At 71.5% G+C, this 22,591-nt stretch carries 15 protein-coding genes and 1 pseudogene; 9 read left to right on the top strand and 7 right to left on the bottom strand.

Going from position 1 to position 22,591, the window contains the following annotated elements:
- The first annotated feature begins 155 nt into the window (after positions 1-155).
- Genes HCA58_RS04805 through HCA58_RS04790 form a run of 4 tightly spaced genes read left to right on the top strand, consistent with a single transcriptional unit; the run spans position 156 to position 7,471 of the window.
- Positions 156-2,774, top strand: coding sequence for a fibronectin type III domain-containing protein (locus HCA58_RS04805; protein WP_169596515.1), 2,619 nt, complete (start codon positions 156-158; stop codon positions 2,772-2,774).
- Positions 2,775-2,798: 24 nt separating this feature from the next.
- Complete coding sequence (locus HCA58_RS04800; protein ID WP_169596514.1) at positions 2,799-3,794, top strand: MoxR family ATPase; 996 nt, start codon at positions 2,799-2,801, stop codon at positions 3,792-3,794.
- A gap of 15 nt (positions 3,795-3,809) precedes the next feature.
- Positions 3,810-5,123 carry a DUF58 domain-containing protein gene (locus tag HCA58_RS04795; RefSeq protein ID WP_169596513.1) on the top strand — a complete coding sequence of 438 codons (1,314 nt, stop codon included), beginning with the start codon at positions 3,810-3,812 and terminating at the stop codon, positions 5,121-5,123.
- Positions 5,117-7,471 carry a transglutaminaseTgpA domain-containing protein gene (locus HCA58_RS04790; protein ID WP_346775864.1) on the top strand — a complete coding sequence of 785 codons (2,355 nt, stop codon included), beginning with the start codon at positions 5,117-5,119 and terminating at the stop codon, positions 7,469-7,471. The genes HCA58_RS04795 and HCA58_RS04790 overlap by 7 nt, the downstream gene beginning before the upstream one ends.
- 238 nt (positions 7,472-7,709) lie before the next feature.
- On the opposite strand, the pseudogene HCA58_RS23105 reads toward HCA58_RS04790, so the two are convergent.
- A pseudogene (locus HCA58_RS23105) lies at positions 7,710-8,273 on the bottom strand (LLM class flavin-dependent oxidoreductase); the annotation flags it as partial.
- A gap of 26 nt (positions 8,274-8,299) precedes the next feature.
- Here HCA58_RS23105 and HCA58_RS04775 point away from each other — a divergent pair.
- On the top strand, positions 8,300-9,163 hold the full coding sequence (locus HCA58_RS04775) for a DUF1028 domain-containing protein (protein WP_169596511.1): 864 nt from the start codon (positions 8,300-8,302) through the stop codon (positions 9,161-9,163).
- Positions 9,164-9,171: 8 nt separating this feature from the next.
- Here the strand turns inward: HCA58_RS04775 and HCA58_RS04770 are convergent, their stop codons facing one another.
- The gene (locus HCA58_RS04770; protein WP_169596510.1) at positions 9,172-9,864 is read right to left on the bottom strand and encodes a maleylpyruvate isomerase N-terminal domain-containing protein; all 693 of its coding nucleotides are present in this window, start codon (positions 9,862-9,864) and stop codon (positions 9,172-9,174) included.
- A gap of 4 nt (positions 9,865-9,868) precedes the next feature.
- Positions 9,869-10,756, bottom strand: a complete 888-nt coding sequence (locus HCA58_RS04765) for a phosphatase PAP2 family protein (RefSeq protein WP_169596509.1) — start codon at positions 10,754-10,756, stop codon at positions 9,869-9,871.
- Positions 10,757-10,839: 83 nt separating this feature from the next.
- Here HCA58_RS04765 and HCA58_RS04760 point away from each other — a divergent pair, with 83 nt between their 5' ends.
- Positions 10,840-11,565 (top strand): DUF3159 domain-containing protein, encoded by a 726-nt coding sequence (locus HCA58_RS04760; RefSeq protein WP_169596508.1) that lies wholly within the window; start codon positions 10,840-10,842, stop codon positions 11,563-11,565.
- Between the two features lie 279 nt (positions 11,566-11,844).
- Here HCA58_RS04760 and HCA58_RS04755 read toward each other — a convergent pair whose 3' ends face one another.
- A complete protein-coding gene (locus HCA58_RS04755; protein ID WP_169596507.1) occupies positions 11,845-14,745 on the bottom strand; it encodes a glycoside hydrolase family 48 protein in 2,901 nt (966 codons plus the stop codon).
- 954 nt (positions 14,746-15,699) lie between these two features.
- Here HCA58_RS04755 and HCA58_RS04750 point away from each other — a divergent pair.
- On the top strand, positions 15,700-17,190 hold the full coding sequence (locus HCA58_RS04750) for a GH1 family beta-glucosidase (RefSeq protein ID WP_169596506.1): 1,491 nt from the start codon (positions 15,700-15,702) through the stop codon (positions 17,188-17,190).
- A gap of 59 nt (positions 17,191-17,249) precedes the next feature.
- On the top strand, positions 17,250-18,485 hold the full coding sequence (locus tag HCA58_RS04745; protein ID WP_169596505.1) for an MFS transporter: 1,236 nt from the start codon (positions 17,250-17,252) through the stop codon (positions 18,483-18,485).
- Here HCA58_RS04745 and HCA58_RS04740 read toward each other — a convergent pair.
- The gene (locus HCA58_RS04740; RefSeq protein WP_205807526.1) at positions 18,482-18,919 is read right to left on the bottom strand and encodes a MerR family transcriptional regulator; all 438 of its coding nucleotides are present in this window, start codon (positions 18,917-18,919) and stop codon (positions 18,482-18,484) included. The two genes, HCA58_RS04745 and HCA58_RS04740, sit on opposite strands and share 4 nt — an antisense overlap.
- Before the next feature lie 69 nt (positions 18,920-18,988).
- Here HCA58_RS04740 and HCA58_RS04735 point away from each other — a divergent pair, with 69 nt between their 5' ends.
- A complete protein-coding gene (locus tag HCA58_RS04735) occupies positions 18,989-19,612 on the top strand; it encodes a class I SAM-dependent methyltransferase (protein WP_169596504.1) in 624 nt (207 codons plus the stop codon).
- Between the two features lie 28 nt (positions 19,613-19,640).
- Here the strand turns inward: HCA58_RS04735 and HCA58_RS04730 are convergent, their stop codons facing one another.
- Both HCA58_RS04730 and HCA58_RS04725 read right to left on the bottom strand, forming a co-directional pair.
- On the bottom strand, positions 19,641-20,054 hold the full coding sequence (locus HCA58_RS04730) for a roadblock/LC7 domain-containing protein (RefSeq protein WP_205807695.1): 414 nt from the start codon (positions 20,052-20,054) through the stop codon (positions 19,641-19,643).
- A 5-nt stretch (positions 20,055-20,059) separates the two neighbouring features.
- Positions 20,060-22,567 carry a nitrate- and nitrite sensing domain-containing protein gene (locus HCA58_RS04725; RefSeq protein WP_346775863.1) on the bottom strand — a complete coding sequence of 836 codons (2,508 nt, stop codon included), beginning with the start codon at positions 22,565-22,567 and terminating at the stop codon, positions 20,060-20,062.
- Positions 22,568-22,591 lie beyond the last annotated feature (24 nt).

Raw genomic sequence — 22,591 nt, 5'->3', positions numbered from 1 at the left:
CCTGGCGGGACACGCCGACGACACGCCACGCTGGGTGTCCACCGGCCGACGGTGCGGGTTCCCGGGGTGCCCAGCGTGACCATATGATGGCTCCCGGCTCAGGGGAGGGTCGCCGTGGGGGGCGTCGCCTGCGGAGACGACACGGGAGGCCTGCTGTGGCGAGCATCGACGAGGCTGGTCCGACACGCACCCCACGTTCCCGGTCCCGGGTCCGCGGCGGACTGGTCACCGTGGGTACGGTGGTGGCGCTGCTGGCGGCCATGGGGCTCACCGTGCTCGGGCTGGGTTCGGCGGACAACGCGGTGGCCAACTTCGACGCGAGTTCGTGGTTGTGGAGCGCCGCGCGTAGCGAGCTGGCGCGCGTCAACGGGATCACCGCCCGGGTGGACACCCGGGTGGAGGTGCCGGCAGCGCAGCGGCATCCGATGCAGGTTACGCAGACGGACCGGCTGCTGGTGCTGCGGGACCTGAGTACGGGTCAGATCAGCGCACTGGACCTGGCGACGTTGCAGATCACCGCTACCTTGCCGACCGCTCCCGGGCTCGGGGTGAGTGTGGCGTTGCACGATGAGACGGCGTTCGTGGTGGACACGGTCCAGGGTGTGGTGCGGCAGTTGGATCCGCGGTCGTTGGCTCCGGTGGGCGAGCCGGTGCGTTTTCCGCCGGGTATCACCGGGGGCGCGTTCGACGGCCAGGGCCGGCTGTGGGTGGCGGTGCCGGCCGAGGGCACGGTTTCGGCGATCATTCCGGCGATGCTGCCGTCGGGGTCGGCGCACACGCCGGTGGGGTCGCCGCGGGTGCGGACGTACGAGGTGGCGGAGGCGAGCCACGAGTTGGTGGTTTCCACGTTGGATGACGGGGTGGCGGTCCTCGACCGTACCGCCGGGGTCTTGGTGACTGTCGTGGATGGTACGACCCGACGCACGGCGTTGACGTCGACGTTGACCGGTCCGGGCATCCTGCCGGTGCGTACCAGTGGCTCGGTGGTGCCGGTGACGGTGCCCGGGCAGCGGCGGGTGCACGCCGTCGGCGGCAGCGGTGAGGTGCGGTCGTTCGCGGTGCCGGGTGACGGTGACCGGCTCGGTCCGGCGGTGGCCTGGGCCGGGCGGTTCTACTGCGCGGACGAGGCGGCGGGGGCGGTGTTCGCGTTCGACGCGGCCGGGCAGCTGACCGACACGATCCGGGGAAGGTGGGGTGGCCCGCTGGAGTTGGAGGTTCGGGAGAGTCATCTGTTCATCAATGCGCCGCAGGCGGCTGCCGCGCGGGTGGTCGACGATTCGCACCGGGTGCGGGAGGTCGACAAGTACGCCAACGACGTACTTGGTGGTGATCCGCCGTCGGAGCCTCCGCCGCCGCCTCCGCCGCCGAAGAAACCTCAGGTGGGTGAGCCGGGTGCTCCGCGCAACGTCAACGCGGCGGCCGGTGACGCACAGGCGAGGGTGAGTTGGCGTCCGGCGGCAGCCAATGGTGCCGACATCGTCAGGTACGTGGTGGAGGGCGCCGGGCAGCGGTTGGAGGTCGGCGCGAACCAGCGGTCAGTGGAGGTCGAGGCGCTGACCAATGGTGAGACGTACCGGTTTTCGGTGCACGCGGTGAACGCGAAGGGCGCGGGTCCAGCACGGACCAGCAACCCGGTGACGCCGACTGCGGAGGTGCCGGACGCGCCGGACGAGGTGACCGCCGCGGCGCGGCCGGACGGGACGGTGGTGGTGAGTTGGCCGGCGGCTAACGGTCAGGGCAATACGATCGCCCGGTACGCGGTGTCGGCGACCTCGGCGGGGGCGAACGCCCCGGTCGGTGAAGCGACCGGTACCGAGTTGGTGGTGAAGGCCGGTGAACTGGAGTACGGCACGCAGTACGCGTTCACGGTCGTCTCGGTCGACGACAAGGGTGCGGCATCGGATGCCTCGCCGGTGAGCAACACGGTGGTGCCGTTCGCGGTTCCCGGTGAGCCGGTCGAGTTGCGGGCGAGCACGGTGGCCGACGCACCGGGGACGGTGGCGGTGCTGTGGGCACCCGCGGTGGCCAACGGCCGGCCGGTGACCGGCTATGTGGTCGAGGTGGGTGACAGACGCAGTGAGGTCACCGACACTCGGGCGACCGTTGACGGGCTCGGTGACGGGCAACACGTGACGGTGCGGGTCCGGGCGGTGAACGAGGCCGGTGAGGGCGTGCCGGCTTCGACGACGGCGCGTACGGTGGCTGCTCCCCGGGTGACGGTGACCGGGTCGTCGGCGACGGCGACGGCGGTGACGGTGAGGTTCACCGTGGACGCTGGTGGCGGTCAGGCCAGCTGTACGCTGTCCCGGTCGGGTCAAGCGGCGAAGAGTGGCCCGTGTTCGATTATCACGATGGGCGGGTTGGCTCCTGACACGAGTTACTCGTTCACGGTGACGGCGACCAACGCCGCCGGAAGCGGCACCGGCACCAGAGCTCAGCGGACTGACGCCCTGTTTGGCGTTGCCACCTGCGAGAACGGTCCGGACGGCGATCAGCGTACCTACTGCGACCAGGACCGTGGCGGCCGCAACGGCAACGAGATCTTCTCGGTGCCCCGGCAGGACGACGACCGGCAGGTCGGCTGGGCGAAGCCGGGCACCCGGTTGGAGGCGTACTGCAGGGTGCGGGGCACGAACATCGACTCCTGGATCTACAACGACAACAAGCAGAGCACCTGGTGGGTGCAGGTCAAGTACAGCGGGCGCAACTACATCCCCTGGGCCTGGCTCAACCTGGAGGGCGGGGACGACATCGACGTCCTGCCTACCTGCTGATCCACCCAGGCGAGGAGCACCACCGTGAACAGCCAGGAACCGCTCACCCAGCAGGAGGTGCAGGGCTTCGCCGCCCTGGCTGCCCGGCTGGCGGAGAACGTCAACACGGTGGTGCTCGGCAAACCGCAGGTGGTGCGGCTGGCGTTGACCGCGTTGTTCGCCCAGGGGCACGTGCTGCTGGAGGACGTACCCGGGGTGGGTAAGACGACACTGGCGCGGGCGGTGGCCGCCACGGTGCAGGGGCAGTGGCGGCGGATCCAGTTCACGCCGGACCTGCTGCCGTCGGACGTTTCCGGGGTGACGATTTTCAACCAGGCCACCCGGGGCTTCGAGTTCCACCCCGGACCGGTCTTCGCCAACATCGTCATCGCCGATGAGATCAACCGGGCGTCGCCGAAGACGCAGTCGGCGCTGCTGGAGGTGATGGAGGAGCGGACGGTCACCGTGGACGGGGTGCGGCATCCGGTGCCGCAGCCGTTCCTGGTGGTGGCCACGCAGAATCCGGTGGAGATGGATGGCACGTACCGGCTGCCCGAGGCGCAGCTGGACCGGTTCCTGGTGAAGTTGTCGGTGGGTTATCCGGACGAGTCGGTGGAGGTGGAGGTGCTGCGCGGGGCGACGATCCGTTCCCCCGAGGCACTCGCGGCGGTGACTGACACCGCCACCGTCGGCGAGATGGTCCGGATGGCTCGGCGGGTGCACATCGCCGAGCCGCTGTACGCGTACGCGGTGCGGCTGGCGGCGGCCACCCGGACTCATCCGCAGGTCCGGGTCGGGGTGAGTCCGCGCGGGGTGATCGCGTTGACCCGGGCGGCATGCGCGTACGCGTTGATCGACGGCCGGGGTTGGATCATGCCGGAGGATCTGAAGACACTCACCGAACCGGTTTTTGCGCATCGGCTGCTGCTCACTCCCGATGCTCAGGTGCGCGGGGTGACCGCCGCGGACGTACTGCGGCAGGCGGTCGCCTCGGTGCCGGTGCCGTTGCCGTCGGGCCAGCCGGCCCCGACGCACCACTGACCGGCGAGGTGTGGCGTGGGGATCACCGCCCGGGGCACCGGTCTGCTCGTCGCGGCTGTGCTGCTGCTGGCTGCCGGGTTCCTTTTCGGCTACCCGGAGTTGACGCTGCTCGGCGCGGCGGCTGCCACCGCCCTGGTGGTCGCCTTGGTTTCTGCGGCCTGGCGGCCCCGGCTGCTGGTGTCCCGGCTGGCGGACCCGGATCGGGTGGCCCGGGGTGAGTCCGCGGCGATGACGTTGACCATACGCAACGTGGGAAGGTTGCGGGCGGCGATCATGCTGGCCACCGACCGCTGCGGTGACCGGGTGGTGCCGGTGCCGGTCCTTCGGCTGCGTCGCGGCGCGGACACGACGGTCAGTTACCCGGTGCCGACGGGCCGGCGCGGGGTGGTGCCGGTCGGGCCGCTGCGGGTGACCCGCCGCGACCCGCTCGGTCTGGTGGTGCTGGCCCGCTTCTACGGTGGTGTCGTACCGGTGTGGGTGCACCCGCGCGTCCATCCGCTGCGGGCGGTGCCTACCGGTGCGGGGCGAAGTCTCGACGGGCGGGTCGACGCGGTGCCACACGGTTCGATCACCTTCGATTCGCTGCGGGAGTATGTCGTCGGCGACGAGTTGCGTCGGGTGCACTGGCGCACCAGCGCCCGCGTGGGTGAGCTGATGGTGCGAGAGAACATGGACACCGCCCTGCCCCGGATCGTGGTGCTGTTAGACAACCGGGTCGCGGCGCATCCGGACAAGGCCGGCGGGGTGGTGGAGTCGTTCGAGTCTGCTTGCGAGGCGGCGGCGTCGGTGGTCACTGCGGCGTTGCGCGAGGACCTGCCGGTGGTGCTGCTGTTCGTCGTCGCCGAGGACACGTTGACAGGCTCGTCGACTGCCGGTCCGGCAGCCGGTGCGCCGGCTGGTAGCGGCGAGGGCAGCGAGATGCCTGGTGGCAGCTGGCCGGGCGGCGTGATGCCGGATGGTGGCGGGCCGGGCGGGGCGGTGACGGGTGGCGGTCGGGCGGCTGGGGTCGGCAGCGAGTCGGGTACCGGTCGAATGGGGCCGTTGGACCGGCTGGCGGCGGTGGCGTTGGCCGGCGAGGGCTCGCTCGATGCTGTGGCGGAGCGACTGCGCCGCGACCGGCTCGGCGACACCCTGATCGTCCTCACCGGGCCGGGTGCGACCGGCGATATCGGGCACATCGGCGCGCTGCGCGGTGCGTACCCGGCGGTGCTCGTGGCAGTTTTCGGGGCGACGGAGCCGACGCCGCCGGGCACGGCGGGACTGGTCGTCGTCGACGTGGTGGACGGGGCGGCCTTCGCCGCCGAGTGGGACGGGGTACGCCGGTGGTGAGGCTGCTACGGGCGGCGGTGGTGCCGGTGGCGCTTGTCGTGCTTGTCTCGTTGGCCGGTGTGGTGCTCGACCGGGTGTACGCGGGGTCCTTGCTGACGCTGCTGGTAGCCGGGTCGGCGGTCGGGTCGGTACTTGTCAGCGTGCTGACCCGGCGGCTTCGGTCGTGGCTGGTGGCGCCGTTGTCGGTGCTGGCCATGTTCGGGTGGACGGTGGTCTGCCTTCGGGTGGCCGCGGTCGAGGCGCAGGTGCCGGGCGGGTTCGCCGAGGTGGCCAGCGACGCCGCCGGCAACGCCGTTCCCCGGTTGCTGACGGCGATGATTCCGGTGGAGGCCGCGCCGGACACGATCCTGCTGCCGGTGGTGGCCGCCTGGCTGGCCGGGTTGGCTGGTGCGGAGGTGGCGTTGCGGGCCGGGCGGGTGCTGCTGGGCTGTCTGCCGCCGGTGCTGCTGCAGGCCGGTGCCGTTTACGTGGTCGGACCGAACGCGGAGCCGGCGATCGGTGCGACAGTGGCGTCGGTGGTGACCGTCGCCCTCGGGTTGGCGGTGTCGTCACGATCGTCGCACGGTGGCATGGTTGACGGGCTCTCCCCGACGGTGCGATCCGGGCTGGTGGCTTCGCCCGCCGGGACGGCGGTGGTGGCTTCGGTCGCCGGCACGGCGGTGGTGGTGGCGTTGGCGGCGCTGCTCGGCCCGGCGGTGGCCGCTCTGGTCGACACCCGACCGGTGGATCCGCGGCGGTATGTGCAGCCGCCGCAGGTGGAGACGCTCGACGAGAACCCGCTGATCCGGATTTCGGGTTGGGCATTGCATCCGGAGCAGGAACTTTTTCAGGTGGTGACCGACAGCGGTGCCGGACCCGCATCGACGGACCCGGCCGGTGCACCGCAGGTTCCGGCGGCCGACGGTGCTGGGACGCGCATCCGGCTGGCCGTGCTCAACGACTACGACGGCGTCACCTGGCAGGTGGGGGCGACCTACCGCAACGCCGGCCGGGTCCTGCCGGCCACGGAACCTGCCCCGCACGCCACCGTCGACATCGTGCGCCAGGAGATCACGGTGGTCGGCCTGAGTGGGCGGCTCATGCCGGCGGTGCCGGCTCCTCGTGAGGTCAGCGGTGCCCGGGTCGCCTACGACCCGGGCACCGGCACGCTGATCCATCCCGACGGACTCACCCCCGGGGTGCGCTACACGGTGACCTCGGCCCGGGAACGTCCCGACCTGAATCTGCTGGCCATCGCTGAGACGCCGGCCGGCGACGAGGTGGCCCGGGTGTTGCACGTCCCGGACGGGGTGCCCGAGCAGTTGCGGCGGCTGGCCGCTCAGCTGGCCGAGGAGAACGGCGCATCATACGCGCGGGCGGCGGCGATCGAGCAGTGGCTGGCCGATCACTACCGGCTGGTCGCCGACGCGCCGAGTGGTCACGCCTACCCGAATCTGGCGTTCTTCCTGTTCGGGCCGCGTAACGGCGGTGGGCAACGCGGCACGTCCGAGCAGTTCTCGGCGGCGTTCGCGGTGCTGGGTCGGCTCGCCGGGCTACCGACCCGGGTGGTGGTCGGGTTCGCCGCTCCGCGGTCGGGTCCGGTGCGGGCCGCCGACGCGTACGCCTGGCCGGAGGTGCTCTTCGACGGCCTCGGCTGGGTGGCGTTCGACCCGCTGCCCCGACCGGAGGAGGAACCTCGTCCGGTGGAGGAGGATTTCCGTCCCCGGTCGGAGGATCCGCCACCGTCGGAGCAACCGGAGTCCGCCCTGGAACCGACCGCCTCACCACCGGCACAGGCCGGTCCCGGCGGCCCCACCGACACCGGCGGCATCCCCACACCGGTGCTCGTCGGTGGCACCGGTTCTGGTCTGCTGTTCGTCGTCGTGGCGTTGCTTGTCACCCTAGCCGGCCTTCGTCGGGCCCAGAGCCGGGCTCGGTTGCACCGGGGTGACCCCGGTCACCGCATCGCCGGCGCCTGGCGGGAGCTGACCGACACGTTGCGGCTGGCTGGCCGGCCGGTCGCCGCTGATCTGTCCGCCACCGAGGTGGCTGCGGTGGCCCGGGATGCGCTGACCGGGACGGTCCGTGGCGACGTCTCCGCCACCGAGGTCACCTCTGCCGCCGGAGGTGTTGCCGTCGGCGCCGCCTTCGACGACCGTCGGGGGCCGACGGAGACACACCTCGCTGTCGATCACCTGGCCGCCCTGATCAACCAGGTCGGCTTCGCACCGGGCACGGCCACCGTCGAACAGGCCGAGTACGCCGCCAGGGCCGCCACGACCTACAGCGCGACGCTGCGCGCCGCCCGCCCCTACTGGCGTCGCCTACTCTGGTCGGTGCACCCCGGCCCCCTCCGCTGGCCCCGCTGACTCGTCCGCCCTCCGCCGCGATGGGCTGCGGGGGCTGTCAGGGGTTAGCCATCCCGGCCACCGCAGCCGCGGCTACCTCGTCCGGGCTGATTATCGCGCCGTAGGCCGCGATGACCCGGGCACCGAGGTGCCCGGCGGGCAGTCCGTCGGCGAGCATCGGGGTGTCGGCTCCCTGCGGGCACGGCGCGCTGACGTCGACCGTCACACCTCGGGCCGACGGGCCGACGGCGGCGGCGACCGCCTCGGTGGCGGCGTCCTCCAGGTCGGCCAGGACCAGCGCGGCGGCTCCTTCGGCGGCGAACCGCCGGGCCGACGCCGCGCCGATCCCAGCGGCGCCGCCGGTGATCACCGCCACCCGGTCGGTGAGGTTCACGCCGCCTCCTTCGCGTCGTGGCCGAGTCTGGCGACGGCCACCGGGTCGGTGGCGGTGACTTCCGGGGTGGGCAGCAACGCCAGTACCCGCCCACATGTCGGCAAGCACCTCCTGCCGGCCGAGCCGGCGGTGGAACTCCGCGTACGGGGCACGTTGAGGTAGCTGGCGATCATCCGCCGGCCGAGGTTCCGGGCGTACTCGGCGGCTGGTGGCCGTCCAGGGCGAACCGGCGGACGGCGAAGGCGTCGATGCCGAGGGCGAACCGGCCAGGGGCGGTGTCGGCGAGCGCGGCGGCGCTCATCGCCAGCAGGCCGGTCCCCGGGTGAGCACCGGTGTGATCGCGGTGCCCAGCCGCAGCCTGGGCTGCCAGGCGGCAGCCAGCGCCAGTGGGGTGAACGCGTCGGCCCCGTTGACCTCGGCGGACCAGGACCGTCACCAGCGCTAATCTTCCCTGCGTGACCTTCTCGCTCGTGGCCCGCTCCGACGACGGCCGGCTGCACGGCGTCGTCGTGGCCAGCCGTTTCCTGGCCGCTGGGGCCCTCGTGCCGGGTGCCGCAGCCGACGTCGGCGCGATCGCCACACAGGCGCACGTCAACCTGGCCTACCGGCCGCAGGGGCTGGCGCTGCTGCGGACCGGCGTGTCCGCCGCCGGGGTCGTGGCCGGTCTGGTCGCCGCCGACCCGGAACGTGATCATCGGCAGCTCGCCGTGGTCGCGGCCACCGGTCCCGGTGCGACGTGGACCGGGGCGCGCTGCCGGGGCTGGGCCGGCGGTCAGGCCGGCGACGGTTGGGCTGCGCAGGGCAACATCCTCACCGGCCCGCAGGTCGTCGACGACCTACGCGACGCCTGGCTGGCCGGCACCGATCTGCCGTTCGGGCAGCGGTTACTCGCGGCGCTGCGGGCCGGCGAGGCCGCGGGCGGTGACCGGCGTGGCCGGCAGAGCGCCGGCCTCCTGGTGGTGCGTCGCGGCGGTGGGTACGGCGGCACCGGCGACGTCATGATCGACCTGCGGGTTGACGACCATCCCGATCCGGTCAGCGAGCTCGGCAGGCTGTTGTCCGTGCACACGATGCTGTTCAGCCGACCTGATCCGGCCACCCTGCTGGACCTCTCCGGCGGGCTGGCCGCCGAGGTCGCCGGCCTGTTGACCGCCCTCGGCTATCCGGCCGACCCGGCCGGGCCGGAGGATGCGCTGGTGGCCTGGGCCGGGCTGGAGAATCTGGAGGAGCGGCTGGCGCCCGGCCGGATCGATCCGGTCGTTCTGGCCCACCTGCGCACGGCGGTCCCACATGTCCCGGCGCCCCGCACCGCCGCCTGATCAGCGGGTCAGCTACCGAAGGCGAGCAGTCGGATGTCAGCGGCGTCGAGGGCTTCCTGTTCGGCCCGGGTACGCGGGCTGCGCCCGGTGGCCTTGCGGATCAACGTCAGCCGGTCCCAGTGAAGGTCCGCGGGGAGCAACTGTCCGTCGGTGAGCAGGTCGGCAATCACCTGTGCTGCGGTCGGGGTCAGCCACGGTGACCGGTCCAGCGCCTCGGCAAGATCGAGTCCATGCACGCCGACCTCCACCACTCGGGTGCGCAGGAAATCCGTCACCGTCATCGCGTCGCCGTGTCGGGTACGCACCACCTGGTCGGCTGGGTGGGCGTCTACCGCAGCGAGGGTAGCTCGCCACGTCCGGTCGAAAGCCATAGCGACCGCTATTGCGGTCTGGTCCGTCGGCGTGTCGGCGTGGTGTCGGTGCGCCGCCGAGCGGGCGTACTCGATACGGGCGGCATCCACCTCCGGCACGAACTTCGCCGCCCCGAAATAGCCAGCGGCGTCTACCTGGGCGGGACCGGGGACCACGGCGGTGAGCATGTCGGCCAGTCGGCCGGCTCCGATGCGTACGTGGGCCAGCAGGTCGGCCACCGTCCACGGTGGGCATCGGGTGGGGCGGTCCAGGTCCGACCGGTGCAGCGTGCGTAACACGGTGCCGAGCTGTTCGCACTCGTCGTGGAACGCTGATCGTGCGGCGCCCATCCGGTCAGCCCTGGTGGCGCGGGACGAGCCGGTGCACGGCGGTGAGTGCCAGGGCCATCACCACCGCCATGGAACCGGCGATGCCGGCGGCGCTACCGGCGTAGCCGAGGAACAGCGGACGGCGGGACAGATCCGCCACGGGGGTGAACCGCAGGCCCACCAGCCACCACAGTGCCAGCGCGCAGCAGGCGAGCACCAGCGCCCCGCCCACCCCCAGCAGCAGGACGGTGAGCCGGTGCGCGTCGCCGGATGCAACTTCCGCCCGTTCCCGTTGGGTGATCAGCAGCAGTAGGCCGGCCAGCGCCGCCCAGACCCCGACCACCAGGAACGCGGCGACCGCGTCGCTGGGGCGGTGCCAACCCGCCGACAGGGTCGCCACTCCGGCGGTCGCGGCGTAGCCGGCTCCGATGACGGCGGCGATCGCCCGGACCTTCGGCGGCAGTACGAGCACCAGGGCCACTGCCACCGATCCGGCGACCGTGGTGTGCCCGCTGGGCAGGCTGTTACCGACGTACACCCGTTCCAGGTCGATGCCGTAGTCGGGGCGGTTGAGCCCGTACTTGAGCAGTTGGGTGGTGACGTTGGCGCCGGCGATCAGCAGGGTGGCCGCGACGGCGAGCGCGACCCGTCCCCGGATCAGGGCGATGAACCCGATCGTCAGGGTCGCCGCCAGCAACGACACCACGGACATCGCGTTGAGGATCCGGTCGACCGGTCCTTCGATGTGGTCACGGCCGATCTGGTTGCCGGTGAGGGCCACGGTGTCGATCCATTGACCGACCTCCGTGTGCAGGGCGAACTGCCAGACAGCGACGAAGGCCGCTGTCTGGGCCAGGGCCAGCACAACCAACCAGACCGCGGTACCACCCCGGGGCGTCACAGGCACCCGCACAACTTAGCGGCACATCACAGGCGTCCGGCCGGTGGCCCGCCCACCGGGTGGCGATAGGTTGGGCCGCAGGTGAAGGAGGGGACGTGACCGGTTCGTCGGAGCGGGACGCCACCACGGTCGGGCGGCCGGAGTCGCTGGCCGATCTGCTCGGTGGGCGTCGGGGAGCCGTGGACGCCACCGTACCGCCTGTCGCGTTCACTCTGGGTTGGCTGGTGGCCGGCCGGTCGGTGGGGGTCGGGGTGGCGGCGGCTCTGGTCGCTGGGACGGTGGTGGCCGGTTGGCGGTTGCGTCGGGGTGACCGGCCCCGGTCGGTGCTTGTCGGGCTGCTGGCGGTCTGCGTGGCCGCGTTGGTGGCGGTACGGACCGGGCGGGCCGAGGATTTCTTTCTCCTGCAGGTGCTGGCCAACGCCGCCAGCGCGCTGGTGTGGGCGGTCAGCATCGTGGTGGGTTGGCCGCTGCTCGGTGTGGTCGTCGGCACGGTGTTGGGGCAGCGTGGGAGGTGGCGTCGTGACCCGGCGCTGCTGCGCGGGTACGGCCGGGCGAGCTGGGTGTGGACGGCGACCTACCTGTTGCGGTTGGCGGTGTTCGTGCCGCTGTATCTCGGCGGTCACGTGCTCGCCCTGACGGCGGCCCGGGTGGGGCTCACCTGGCCGCTGGTGGCGGCCGCGTTGGCGGTCAGTTGGGCTGTGCTGCGGAAGTCGTTGCCGGCCGGTCACCCAGGGCTGCGACACCCGGTGCCAGCGCAGGCCGATCCGGCCGAGAGAGCATGCGACGACGGCGGGTCCGAGGCGTCGGGGCCGACACGATAAGGGAGAGGCCGCCACGGGGGGAGCGGCCTCTCCGGTGATGTACGTTACTCCGTCCCGAGCCGGCTTGTGATCCGGGGGCAGTCACTTTTTTGCGCCATGTGCGCGTCGTGCCCGGTGGTCGGGGTCGGGTGGGGTGGGTCGGCCACTCCGCTGCGTCGGCCAGAGGGTCGACCCACCCCGGCCTGACCGTGGGTGTCAGGCCGTCAACCGGACCTGACCTCTACCCCGAGGCTCGGCCGGTGCCTCCGGGCGGGTGACCGCCCGTCCGGAGGAGTTCGTTCAGCCGTTGGGGAACAACTTTCCGTAGTCGGCGTAGGCCATGGCGACGTCCGCCTGGGCCCAGAAACGGTGGTAGCGGAACTCGGGCTCTGGCCCACCGTCGAGGTACGCCTGCACCTTCGGCCACGCCGGGTCGTTCTTGTAGAACGACCGGATGTCGACGAAGCTCTTGCCCGGGGCGATCTGGTCGCCGTTGGGCATCCGACCGGTCCAGCCTGGCGGGATGTAGAGGCCCTGCCCGGTGGAGGCGTTGTAGACGTCGTCGAAGCGCCGGTAGTCGCCACGCTTCTCCACCGTCGAGACACCCTGGGCGTCGCTGGCGGCGTGCAGGGCGTCGAGCAGGCCCTTGGCGGTGGTCTTCGCCGCCGTGTTGCCCGACTTGGCCGCGTACGCGATGAGGGTGCGAGCGTAGGCGGCGGCGACGCCGACGTCCTGGCCCTTGACCGTCACCTCGACGTGCAGGTTGGTGTTCGGCTGCGGGTTGCTCGGGTTCCAGTTGTTGGGCTGGCCGGTCCACTTCATGTCCGACGGGATGGACCAGTCGGCGCCCAGCGTGGTGTTGGCGATCGCCCACGGCACCCACTTGTCGAGCAGCGCCTTGGCCTTTGCGTTTCCGCTGACCAGGTACAGCTCGGCGATGCGCTGCATGGACCACGCCTGCATCCCGAACCACTGGTTCGACGGCGGGTCGTTGTAGACCGGGTCCTCGTCGTAGAACATGCCGTAGAAGGTCGCCGTGCCGGCCGGTGGCGTGCCGTAGTGCCCGCCCCAGCTGTTGGTCGCGCCACCGGCTATGCCGCCCTCGGCCGACTGGAGCCAGGTGTAGAATTCCAGCTGCCGGTTGAGGCTGTTGGTCCAGTCGGCCGCAGCGGTTGCCGAGCGCGGCTTGAGCTCGTTGACGTTCGTCAACGCCCAGGCCGCGAACGGGTTCTGGTAGCCGAAGTGGCTGTGGCTGGAGCCGATCCGCCAGGACCAGTTCTGGCTGGTCTCGTACGCCCCGCCCCAGGCGTAGTACCAGGACAGCAGGTAGTGGGCGGCCTCGCGGCCGGTGCCGGCCGGGCAGGTGCTGGCCCCGACACAGTTGCCGACCCGCTTGAAGTACTTGTCGAACAGGGCGTACCGCAGGTAGTCACCCATCTTGGCGGCCTTGGCCACGGTGGCCGACACGTCGGCCGCCTTGTTCTGCTCCTTGGCCCAGGTCAGTGCCCAGTACGCGGCCTGCACGGCGCGGGCGTCGGCGTCCGGGGCGTTGGTGTACTTCCACTGCTTGGCCGGGGTACCCGACTCCTTGATGAACAGGTCGAGGTAGCCGTACTGGCCACCGTGGGCGAAGGTGTCGCAGGACGGCTGCGGCACGGTCTCCCACACCGACTCCTGGGTGCCCCGCTGGAAGGTGTTGATGTACGCCGGGCGGGTGGTGCCGTCGCCGCAGCGGCCGTAGCCGTAGACGTTGTCGACGTCGAGCAGCCAGTGCATGCCGTAGATGTCACCGGTGCCGTAGGTGGAGCGCAGTTCGGAGCGCAGCGGGTCGGCGCCCACCGGTACCGATGGTTGCAGCTGCGACGGGTACTGGTTGGGCAGGTCGTGCTCGGCGGCGTACTGGGCGTCGCCTGCGGCGCCGGCGGTCGGCTGGTCGGCCGAGGAGGGGATGATGTACTTCTCCATCACCGTCCAGGCGCTGTTGAACGGTGCCCAGTTCTGGGTCACCCGGCCGTAGTAGGCCTCCAGCCACAGCCAGAAGCTGAACGCCTCGGAGGTGGTTTCGTGGCCGTGGTCGGGTGCCTCGACGATGAGCGTCTCGATCGAGTGGTACGGCACGCCCTCCGGGCTGAAGTAGCCCGAGTTCTTGATCTTGTTGTACTGGGTGAGGAAGCGCTGCACGTACTCGCCGTCGCCACCGGGCACATCGTTGTCGATCTCGGTGACGGTGACCGTCGCCGGGGTGTGGCCGGTGGCCGAGGCGGTGACGGTGGCGGTGCCACCGACGGTGTCGGAGTCCTCAGCCGCCCGGACGGTCACGTTGACACCGGTGTTCCAGTTCGACGTGGTCAGCGTCGCCGAGGTCGGGGTGACGGTGACGTCCGGGTCGCCGGTGCGGGCCAGGCCCACCGCCACGTTCGAGGTGGGTGCCCGGTTCAGCTTGAGGTTGAACGTCGAGCTGCCACCCTCGGGCACGGTCAGTGCGGTCGGCGTGGCGACGAGCGCCGGCGAGGTGGAGCCGGCGACGGTGAACGACCGCTCGGCGACCGCCGACAGGCCACTGTTGTCGAACGCCCGGGCCTGCACGGTGTAGTCACCGGCCGGCAGGCCCTCCAGGGTGTACGCGTACGGTGCCGTGGTGTCGGTGTTGACGAGTAGTCCGTTGCGGTAGAACTCCACCCGGGCGATGGTGCCGTCGGGGTCGCTGGCGGTGGCGGTCAGCGGCACGGTCGCCGGTGCCGTGAACGGTCCGGCGGGCACCGACAGGCTGACCGTCGGTGGCTGCTGTGCCGCACCACCGCAGGTGACTCCGTTCACCGAGAAGGAGGTCGGTTTCGCGTTGGTGCCGGAGTACGAGCCGTTGAAGCCGATGCTGGTGCTGCCGCCGGCGGCGATGTTGCCGTTGTAGGACTCGTTGACGGCGGTGACCTGGTTACCGCTCTGACTCCACCGGGCCGACCAGCCCTGGGTGACGCGCTGGTTGCCGGGGAAGGCGAACCGCAGCGTCCATCCGTTGATCGCGTCGCCGGTGTTCTTGATGGTCACGTTGGCGGTGAAGCCGGTGCTCCAGTCGTTCGTCGTGTAGACCACGTCGCAGGCCGGCGCGGCCTGCGCGGCGGCGGCGGGGACGGTGGCCCCACTGATTGCCAGCGCCGCGGCTGCGAGCCACGCCAGGCGCCGACGTCTAGTCTGAGTTTTCATCTACGCGGTGTCTCCTCGGACCAGGCCGGAAGCGGTGACGCCCCGGCGGTGACACCCCGGCAAGGACGGGTCCGCCGAGGTGCCGTGGATGGTGGTCGCTGCGGCCCGGTTGGGCCGGCGCGGCGGGGCGCCGTGTGAACGGCAGCCGCTCCCGCTGCTGGCAGGACGCCGTACCGGACGAGCCGGAAGCCCTCGGCGACCCGCGCTCACGCGTACCTTGGCTCCGCGCGGTCGATCGACAGTGTGCCATGGAAGCGCTCCCAAAACCAAGGCCAGGGCTTCCGGAAAACGCTGAGTTGTTTCGATCTCGTTTTGGGGGTTTCACAAAGCCGTGACGAGCGTTACAGTCGCAGCAACGTCGATGGGAGCGCTTCCATCGACAGGGTTACACCCGGATTAACGCCCGGCACCGCGCCCACGGTTCCGGGGAACAGACCACGGGCCGACGGCGGACCAGCCCGGACACCGCCGTCAGCCGTCACCCCACCACAGTGGAGGGAGGTGGATCCTCAGCCACTCGCGTGGCCCGGCTCCCGCGCGACACGCACAACTGGGACGCCAATCCGGAACGTGCGTGTACCGCAACACGGTGGGGACGGGGGTTGCCCTCCCCCGTCCCCACACTAAACCCCCGTACACGATGGGAAAAGAGGCCGACGGGTCAGACGCGCACCACCAGCGCGCCCCGCACCGCAGTCGACCCGTCCGCCGACCGCCACCCGCGACGCCCCGCCGACCGCCCGGGCGCGCACCGCCGGTCCGCTGCGGTAATCGGCGCACCCGGTCCCGCCGCACCGACCGCCCGACCGGCACAGCGCCCTTCCCACCCCAGGAAACCGTCACCGAGGCAGTCCGCCGACACACCCTCCGCGACGACTCGCAACCGCCTAACCCCTTCCCCTTTGGGAGCGCTCCCGAGGCTCAGGCGGTCGTCACCATCCACGAGGAGAACCCATGTCGATACTCACCAGGCGGCACCTGCTGCGCCGCGCGGCGCTCTCAGCCGCCGCCACCCCGGTCGGTGCGGTGCTCGGCACCACCGCCCTAGCCACCACCGCCACCGGGCTCGGCGGCTGCCAACCCACTGATCAGGCCGACGACACGGCGACGGCATCTGATCCGGCCACCCGACGCTCCTTCCCACCCGACTTCGGCTGGGGTGCCGCAACCTCCGCCTACCAGATCGAGGGCGCCGCCAAAGAGGACGGCCGCGGCGAGTCGATCTGGGACACGTTCAGCCACACCCCCGGACGTATCCGCAACGGCGACACCGGCGACGTCGCGGCCGACCACTACCAACGTTATGCCGAAGACCTCGATCTGATGCGTGACCTGGGGCTGCGCAGCTACCGGTTCTCCATCTCCTGGCCGCGCATCCAGCCCGACGGAACCGGCGCCGCCAACCGACGCGGCCTCGACTTCTACCGACGCCTCGTCGACGGCCTACACGAACGCGGGATCGCCCCGATGGCCACGCTGTTCCACTGGGACCTGCCGCAGAGCCTGCAGGACACCGGCGGCTGGGAGAACCGCGACGTCGCCCAACGCTTCGCCGACTACGCCACCATCGTCTTCGACGCCCTCGGCGACCGGGTACCGGTCTGGTTGACCATCAACGAACCGAAGACGGTGGTGCAGAACGGCTACCTGTCCGGCCACCACGCACCTGGCCGGCAGGACCCCGACGCGGCGTACCTGGTCGCCCACCACCTACAGCTCGCCCACGGCCTCGCCGTCCGCGCACTGCGCGCCACCGGCGGGACCAGCCGGATCGGACCCGCCTTCAACCTGCATCCGTGCTATCCCGGCGACGACACCGCCGCCGCCGCCGCGGCCGCCCGTCTGTATGACGGGTACGAAAACCGCCTCTACCTCGACTCCGCGTTGACCGGCAACTATCCGGCCGACGTGCTGGCCGACCTCGGATCCGACAGCCGGATGGTCAGGGGCATCCGCGACGACGACCTCGACATCATATCCAGCCCGATCGACCTGCTCGCCGTGCAGTACTACACCCCGATCTACGTCACCGCGTCCGGCGGCACGGCACACCGTTGGCCCACCTCCGAGGCGGATTGGCAGCAGATCTACCCCGACGGGATGTACGACACCCTGACCCGCGTCACCCGCGACTACGGGCCCATCCCCCTCACCGTCACCGAAAACGGCCTGCCCACGCCCGACGTGCTCGGCGCCGACGGCACCGTCGCGGACGACGGCCGCGTCACCTACCTGCGTGATCACCTGAGGGCCGCGCACCGGGCCATCGCCGAAGGCGTGCCGCTGGAAAGCTTCCACGTCTGGTCGCTGCTCGACAACTTCGAATGGGCCGAAGGCTACGAGCAACGCTGGGGATTGATCTACGTCGACTATCCCACCCAACGTCGGGTGTTCAAGCGCAGCGCCCACTGGTACCGCCAGGTCATCGCGGACAACGCGGTCTGACACGTCAGCGCGGCGGCGGCCCGGCCCGGGGCCGCCGCCGCGGCACGTACGATCCCGACATGCCTGAGCACAACCGTCTGGGCCGGCCGTTCTGGACCTTCTGGAGCGCCGCCGCGCTGGCCAATCTCGGCGACGGCATCCGGGTGGCCGCCTTCCCGCTGCTGGCCGCCGCACTCACCGACGACCCGCTGGCCGTCGGTGCGGTTGCCGCCGCGCAGTTCCTGCCGTGGCTCGTCTCCGGAATGCTCGCCGGAGCCCTCGCCGACCGCCGAGCCACCCGTACGCTGCTCGCCGCCGCCGACACCGGCCGCGTCGTGGTGCTGGCCGCGCTGGCCACCACGGTCGCCCTGGGCTGGGCCACCATCTCGCTCGTCGTCGCCGCCGCGTTCCTGCTCGGCGTCGGCGAGACCATCCGGGACACCGCCGCACAGACCGCCGTACCCAGGCTCGTCTCCGACGCGCAGCTGGAGAAGGCCAACGGGCGGCTGGTCGCCGGGGAGATCGTCGGCAACGAGTTCGTCGGCCCACCGGTGGGCGCCCTGCTGTTCGTGCTGGGTGCCGCCATCCCGTTCGCCGTCAACGGGGCCACCCTGGCTCTGGCGGTGATGCTCGTGCTCTCGCTGCCGCTGCCCCTGGCGCAACGGGCCACCGCAGCTGCCGGCGATGCCCCGCCGAGCGCCGACGGCGACGGGGCCCTGGCCGGTCTGCGCTGGCTCGTCCGCCAGCCGATGCTGCGCACCCTGGTGCTCGTCACCGCTGCCGTGGCCGCCGCGGACACCGCCTGGTTCGCGATCTTCGTGCTCTACGCCCGCGATGCCCTCGGCCTCGGCGCGTTCGGCTTCGGTCTGCTGCTGGCCACCGGCGCCGCCGGTGGACTGATCGGCTCGTTCGCCGCCGACCGTCTCGTCGACCGCTTCCAGCACCGGTCCGTGTTGACCTGGTCCATGGCCGTCACCGCCGGCGTGCCGGTCCTGCTGGCCGTCGTCGGGCACCGCGCCGTCGCGGTGGTCGTGGTGGTCACCACCAGCGCCGCGTTCGCCGTGCTCAACGTCGCCGCGCTGTCGGTACGCCAACGGTTGGTGCCGGGCGGGCTACTCGGTCGGGTCATCGCCGCCTCCCGCGTGGTCACCTACAGCTGCACCGCACTCGGCGCGCTGGCCGGCGGGGCCCTGGCCGCCGGAGCCGGCATCGAGGCGCCGTTCCTGTTCAGCGGCGTCGTCGCCGTGGCCGCCACCATCGCCTGGTGGGTCGCCTCCCGCCCCACCGGCCCCGGGACCGCGCTCGGCCTACGCTAGAGCGTCGGCCACGCCGCAGCGTCGTGTCGCAGCCCAGCCGGCAGGCGGGCGGCCACCTTCTCCCGCAACCGGGGACAGACAGTGATGTCCTCGGCGTCGCACGCTGCCGCGTGCTCGACGATGGCCAACGACTCCTGTGCTGCGGCGATCCGGCTGCGCAGCAGGTGACCGTGTCGCCGGTACAGGGCCGACCTCGCCCGCTTGTCGGCCACCTCGGCAAACAGGTGGCGGGCCTGGTCCAGGGTCAGCCCCGCATCCTTGGCGAGCAGGACCAGTGCGATCCGGGTCACGTCGGCCGGACCGTACACCCGCCGGCCACCAGCGGCCCTGGCCGGCGTCAGCAGCCCCATCTGCTCCCAGTGCCGCAACACGTGCGGGGCCAGTCCGTACATCGCCGCCACCTCACCGATGACCATTCCCCGGCTTGACTTCATGTCGACATGAACGTGCACCGTTGCCCGTGTTGTCAAGTGTCCGGGTCGAACGTGCCGCAGGAGAAAATCATGTCGATCGCCAAACGGCTGCACGCCGTCGTTCACCCCTCCCACCACGCCGGCTTCGACCGGCGCCGCAGCGTCTCCTACGACCGGATGTCACGCCGGGTGCTACGCAGCCTCTACCGGAAGGTCGCCGCCGATGTCGCGGCGATCGCACCGGAGTCGGCGACGGTCCTGGACGTCGGCACCGGCCCGGGGCGGCTGCTGCACGAACTCGCCGACCGCCGCCCCGACCTCGCCCTGACCGGCGTCGATCCGTCCCCGTACATGATCGAGGTAGCCGAGCAGGCGGCATCGTGCCGCTCGCTGGGCCACCGCGTACGGTTCCAGATCGCCGACGTGGCAGACCTGCCCCATCCCGACGGCAGCGTCGACGTGGTCGTCTCGACGCTGAGCCTGCATCACTGGCCCGACCTTGACGCAGCCGCCACCGAGCTGGCCCGGGTGCTCCGTCCCGGCGGCCAGCTCATGCTCTACGACTTCCGGTTTGCCCCGCTCGACCGGGCGCTCATCGCGCTGCGTTCCCGGGCCGCCTTCACGCAGGGCGGCATCACCAGGACGCCGGTCCGCGCCGGCTGGTATCCGGTGACGCCCTACGCCCGAGTGAACGCGTCGCGCACCCCACGGTGAGGACCGGCGGTTCGGCCGGCAAGGCACCTCAGCGGGGCAGCGCCTGCTGAAGTTCGGCGCGCAGGGCCGGGGTCAGCATCTCGCCGGCCTGTTTGGCCAGCCGGGCCATCTCGTAGCCCACCACGCCGATGTCGGCGTCGGCCGCCGCCAGAGTGGCCAGGATCGAGCCGTCGCGTACCTGCATCACCAGGAAGTAGCCCCGGCCCATCTCCACCACGGTCTGCTTGACGACGTCCCCGTCGAACATCTGGGCGGCACCGGCGGTGATGCTCATCAGCCCCGACGTCACCGCGGCGAGCTTGTCGGCGTGGTCCCTCGGCAGATGGTCGGATATCGCGACCAACAGCCCGTCGGAGGAGACCACCACCGCGTGCGCCACCCCGGGCACCCGCTCCGCGAACCCGCTGACCAGCCAGCTCAGGTCGCGAGCCTCCTGCGACAACGTCGTCACTTCCGTCCTCCTTCGCTCCACGCCCCGAGCGGTGGCACGGGAAACTCGGTGGTCTCCTCAGCCTCCGCCCGCCGTACACCGCTGTACAACTTGGACAACATCCCGCCGACGGCGTCCGGGTCCGGATCGTCGCGGGTCGCCGGCTGCTGCTCCGGACGGGCCGGCTGACGCACCGCGTTGAGCTGCGCCATCGGCACCCGCATCGGCAGGCCCCGTTCGTTCGTACCGGCGGTCACCGGGACGGCCGGCGGTGCCGGTGCGCCGGCACCGGCGGCAGACACCACCGACGAGGGGCCCTCCCTCGACCACCAACCACCACCGCCACTCGCCTTCGGCACCGCGGAGGCGAGTACGTCCTCGGCCCGTACCGGCACCGTGTGTGCCTGGCGGGGCACGGTGGTCGGACGCCGGCCGGCCACCGGCAGTTCCGCCGGCCCCGGGTCGACGGGGCCAGGCGTCGCGACGGGCAGCCCGCGCGGCGATGGCACCGGGTCCAGGCTCGGTGGCGGTGCCGCGGCGAGCAGCGGACGCGGCAGCCGTACCCGGGCCACCAGTCCACCGGCACCGCCGTGGAGCCGCACCTCGATGCCGTGCCGGGCGGCGAGGTGGCCGACCACGAAGAGACCCATCCGCTCGACCGTCGCCACGTCCGCCGCCGGTGGCGTGGCCAGTACCGCGTTGGCTTCGGACAGCGCCGTCGCACTCATCCCGAGACCCTGGTCGGCGATCTCGACGACCGCCCCGGGCCCCTCCATCCGGGCCATCACCTGCACGATGGTGTCCGGACGGGAGAAGGCGGTCGCGTTCTCCAGCAACTCGGCCAGCAGGTGCACCAGCTCACCCACCGCGTGCCCGACCACGTGCAGGTCGGCCACCGCCTCGTGCCGCACCCGCTGGTACTGCTCGATCTCGGCGCTGGCCGCCAGCAGCACCGCACTGAGCCTGATCGGCCGGTTCCACCGGCGGGTCGACTCGGTACCGGCCAACACGAGCAGGCTCTCGTCGTTACGACGCATCCGGGCGGCGAGGTGATCGAGCTTGAACAGATTCTCCAACTGCTCGGGGTCGCCCTCCTCGCGTTCCAGGTCGTCGAGCAGCTCCAGCTGCCGCTCCACGAGTACCTGGCTGCGTCGGGCAAGGTTGACGAACATCGCGTTGACGTTGCGGCGCATGTTCGCCTGCTCGACCGCCACCCCGACCGCGCTGCGGTGCACCGCGACGAACGCCTCGGCCAGCTCGCCGATCTCGTCGAGCGACCGTACGACCGCCGGCGAGACATCGATCGGCGGCACGCCACCGGAAACCGACCGCAACCGGGCAAGGGCCTCGGGCAACTCGATCTGGGCGATCCGCAACGCCTGGGAACGCAGCAGCCGGATCGACCGGGCCAACGACCGGCCGATCAGCACCGAGATCAGCACAGCCACCAACAGGACCGTGATGATCACACCGACGACGAGCAGCGTCTGTCGCAACTGCGTGCCGCTCGCGTCGTCGGCCTGCTGTGCCGACGCCGACAGCACCTCCGCCTCGAAGCGCTGCAACAGCTCGTGGCGGGCCTCACTGGCCGCCCACCACTGCTCCGCGTCAAGCACCGCCGAACCGGACGTGCCCTGCGACAGGGCCTGCTCCTCCAGGCGGGAAGCGGTGACGAAGGCCGGGTCCAGGCTCATCTCGTCGTAGCGGCTCACCTGGACGTTCGTCGCCGCGATCCGGAACGCACCGAGGGCGGTCAACTGCCGCGCCCGCAGGTCGGGCACCTGGGCAGAGTCCTCAGAGTCGTAGCTGCCGGCCCGGGCCGCCGCGTACAGCTCCGCCCGGACCCGCGACGAGAGTTCCTTGGCCCTGGCGAACTGCACGTACCGCAGCACTGCGTCGGCCAGCTCCGGCCGGTCGGCGCCCGGCGTCGGTTGGGCGAGCAGATTCAGCAACGCGTCGATCGCCCGGTGGTAATTGCCGATGATGGTGTCGTCGCTGAGCAGCACCGTGGTCATCGTGTCCCGAATGTAGCCGACCTGCTGGTATGCCTGGGAGGCCACCACGTAGACGTCACGCCACGAGGCGTCCGCCTCAGCCAACGGCTCGGCCGCCACGCGTAGCTGCGCCGCCGCCTGGTCGGCGGCGTCACGGTAGGGCTGCAACACGGCCAGCTGCTTCTCACTGGCCTCCTCGTCGGCGGCGTCCCGCAGCGCGGGCAGTTCACCGGCCGTACGGTCGCGCTCCACCTGCAGCCGGTGGGTCAGCGCGGTGATCTCGCGTCCGATGCCGACCTGGGCGGCGAAGTCACCCAGGACGCTTGCCCGGCTCACCAGACTCTGCGTCTGCACCCCCGCCAGCACCAGGAACGCGACCGACGGGATGACGAGAACCGTGGCCAGTTTGGTCCGCATCCGCCAGTCCTGCAGGCGCAGGGCAGAGCGTCGCCGGTGGGGTACCACCCGGACGTCGAACCGACGCCGGCGGTGCTGCGACACCCCGTGCGCCTGCTCCGGTCCTACACCCACCGCTCCTCCTCCCCCACGCGTCCG

The sequence above is a fragment of the Micromonospora sp. HNM0581 genome (assembly GCF_012726175.1).
In the GTDB taxonomy this organism is placed as follows: Bacteria; Actinomycetota; Actinomycetes; order Mycobacteriales; family Micromonosporaceae; genus Micromonospora.
Note: the sequence above shows the minus strand (reverse complement) of the source record. Positions and strands in the feature narration are given on the sequence as shown.

Bases quoted from the DNA above. Each gene is read 5' to 3' on its own strand.
- HCA58_RS04770 (WP_169596510.1), bottom strand. From the start codon at position 9,864: ATGGGCGCCGCACGATCAGCGTTCCACGACGAGTGCGAACAGCTCGGC.
- HCA58_RS04755 (WP_169596507.1), bottom strand. From the start codon at position 14,745: ATGAAAACTCAGACTAGACGTCGGCGCCTGGCGTGGCTCGCAGCCGCG.
- HCA58_RS04750 (WP_169596506.1), top strand. From the start codon at position 15,700: ATGTCGATACTCACCAGGCGGCACCTGCTGCGCCGCGCGGCGCTCTCA.
- HCA58_RS04745 (WP_169596505.1), top strand. From the start codon at position 17,250: ATGCCTGAGCACAACCGTCTGGGCCGGCCGTTCTGGACCTTCTGGAGC.
- HCA58_RS04740 (WP_205807526.1), bottom strand. From the start codon at position 18,919: ATGAAGTCAAGCCGGGGAATGGTCATCGGTGAGGTGGCGGCGATGTAC.
- HCA58_RS04735 (WP_169596504.1), top strand. From the start codon at position 18,989: ATGTCGATCGCCAAACGGCTGCACGCCGTCGTTCACCCCTCCCACCAC.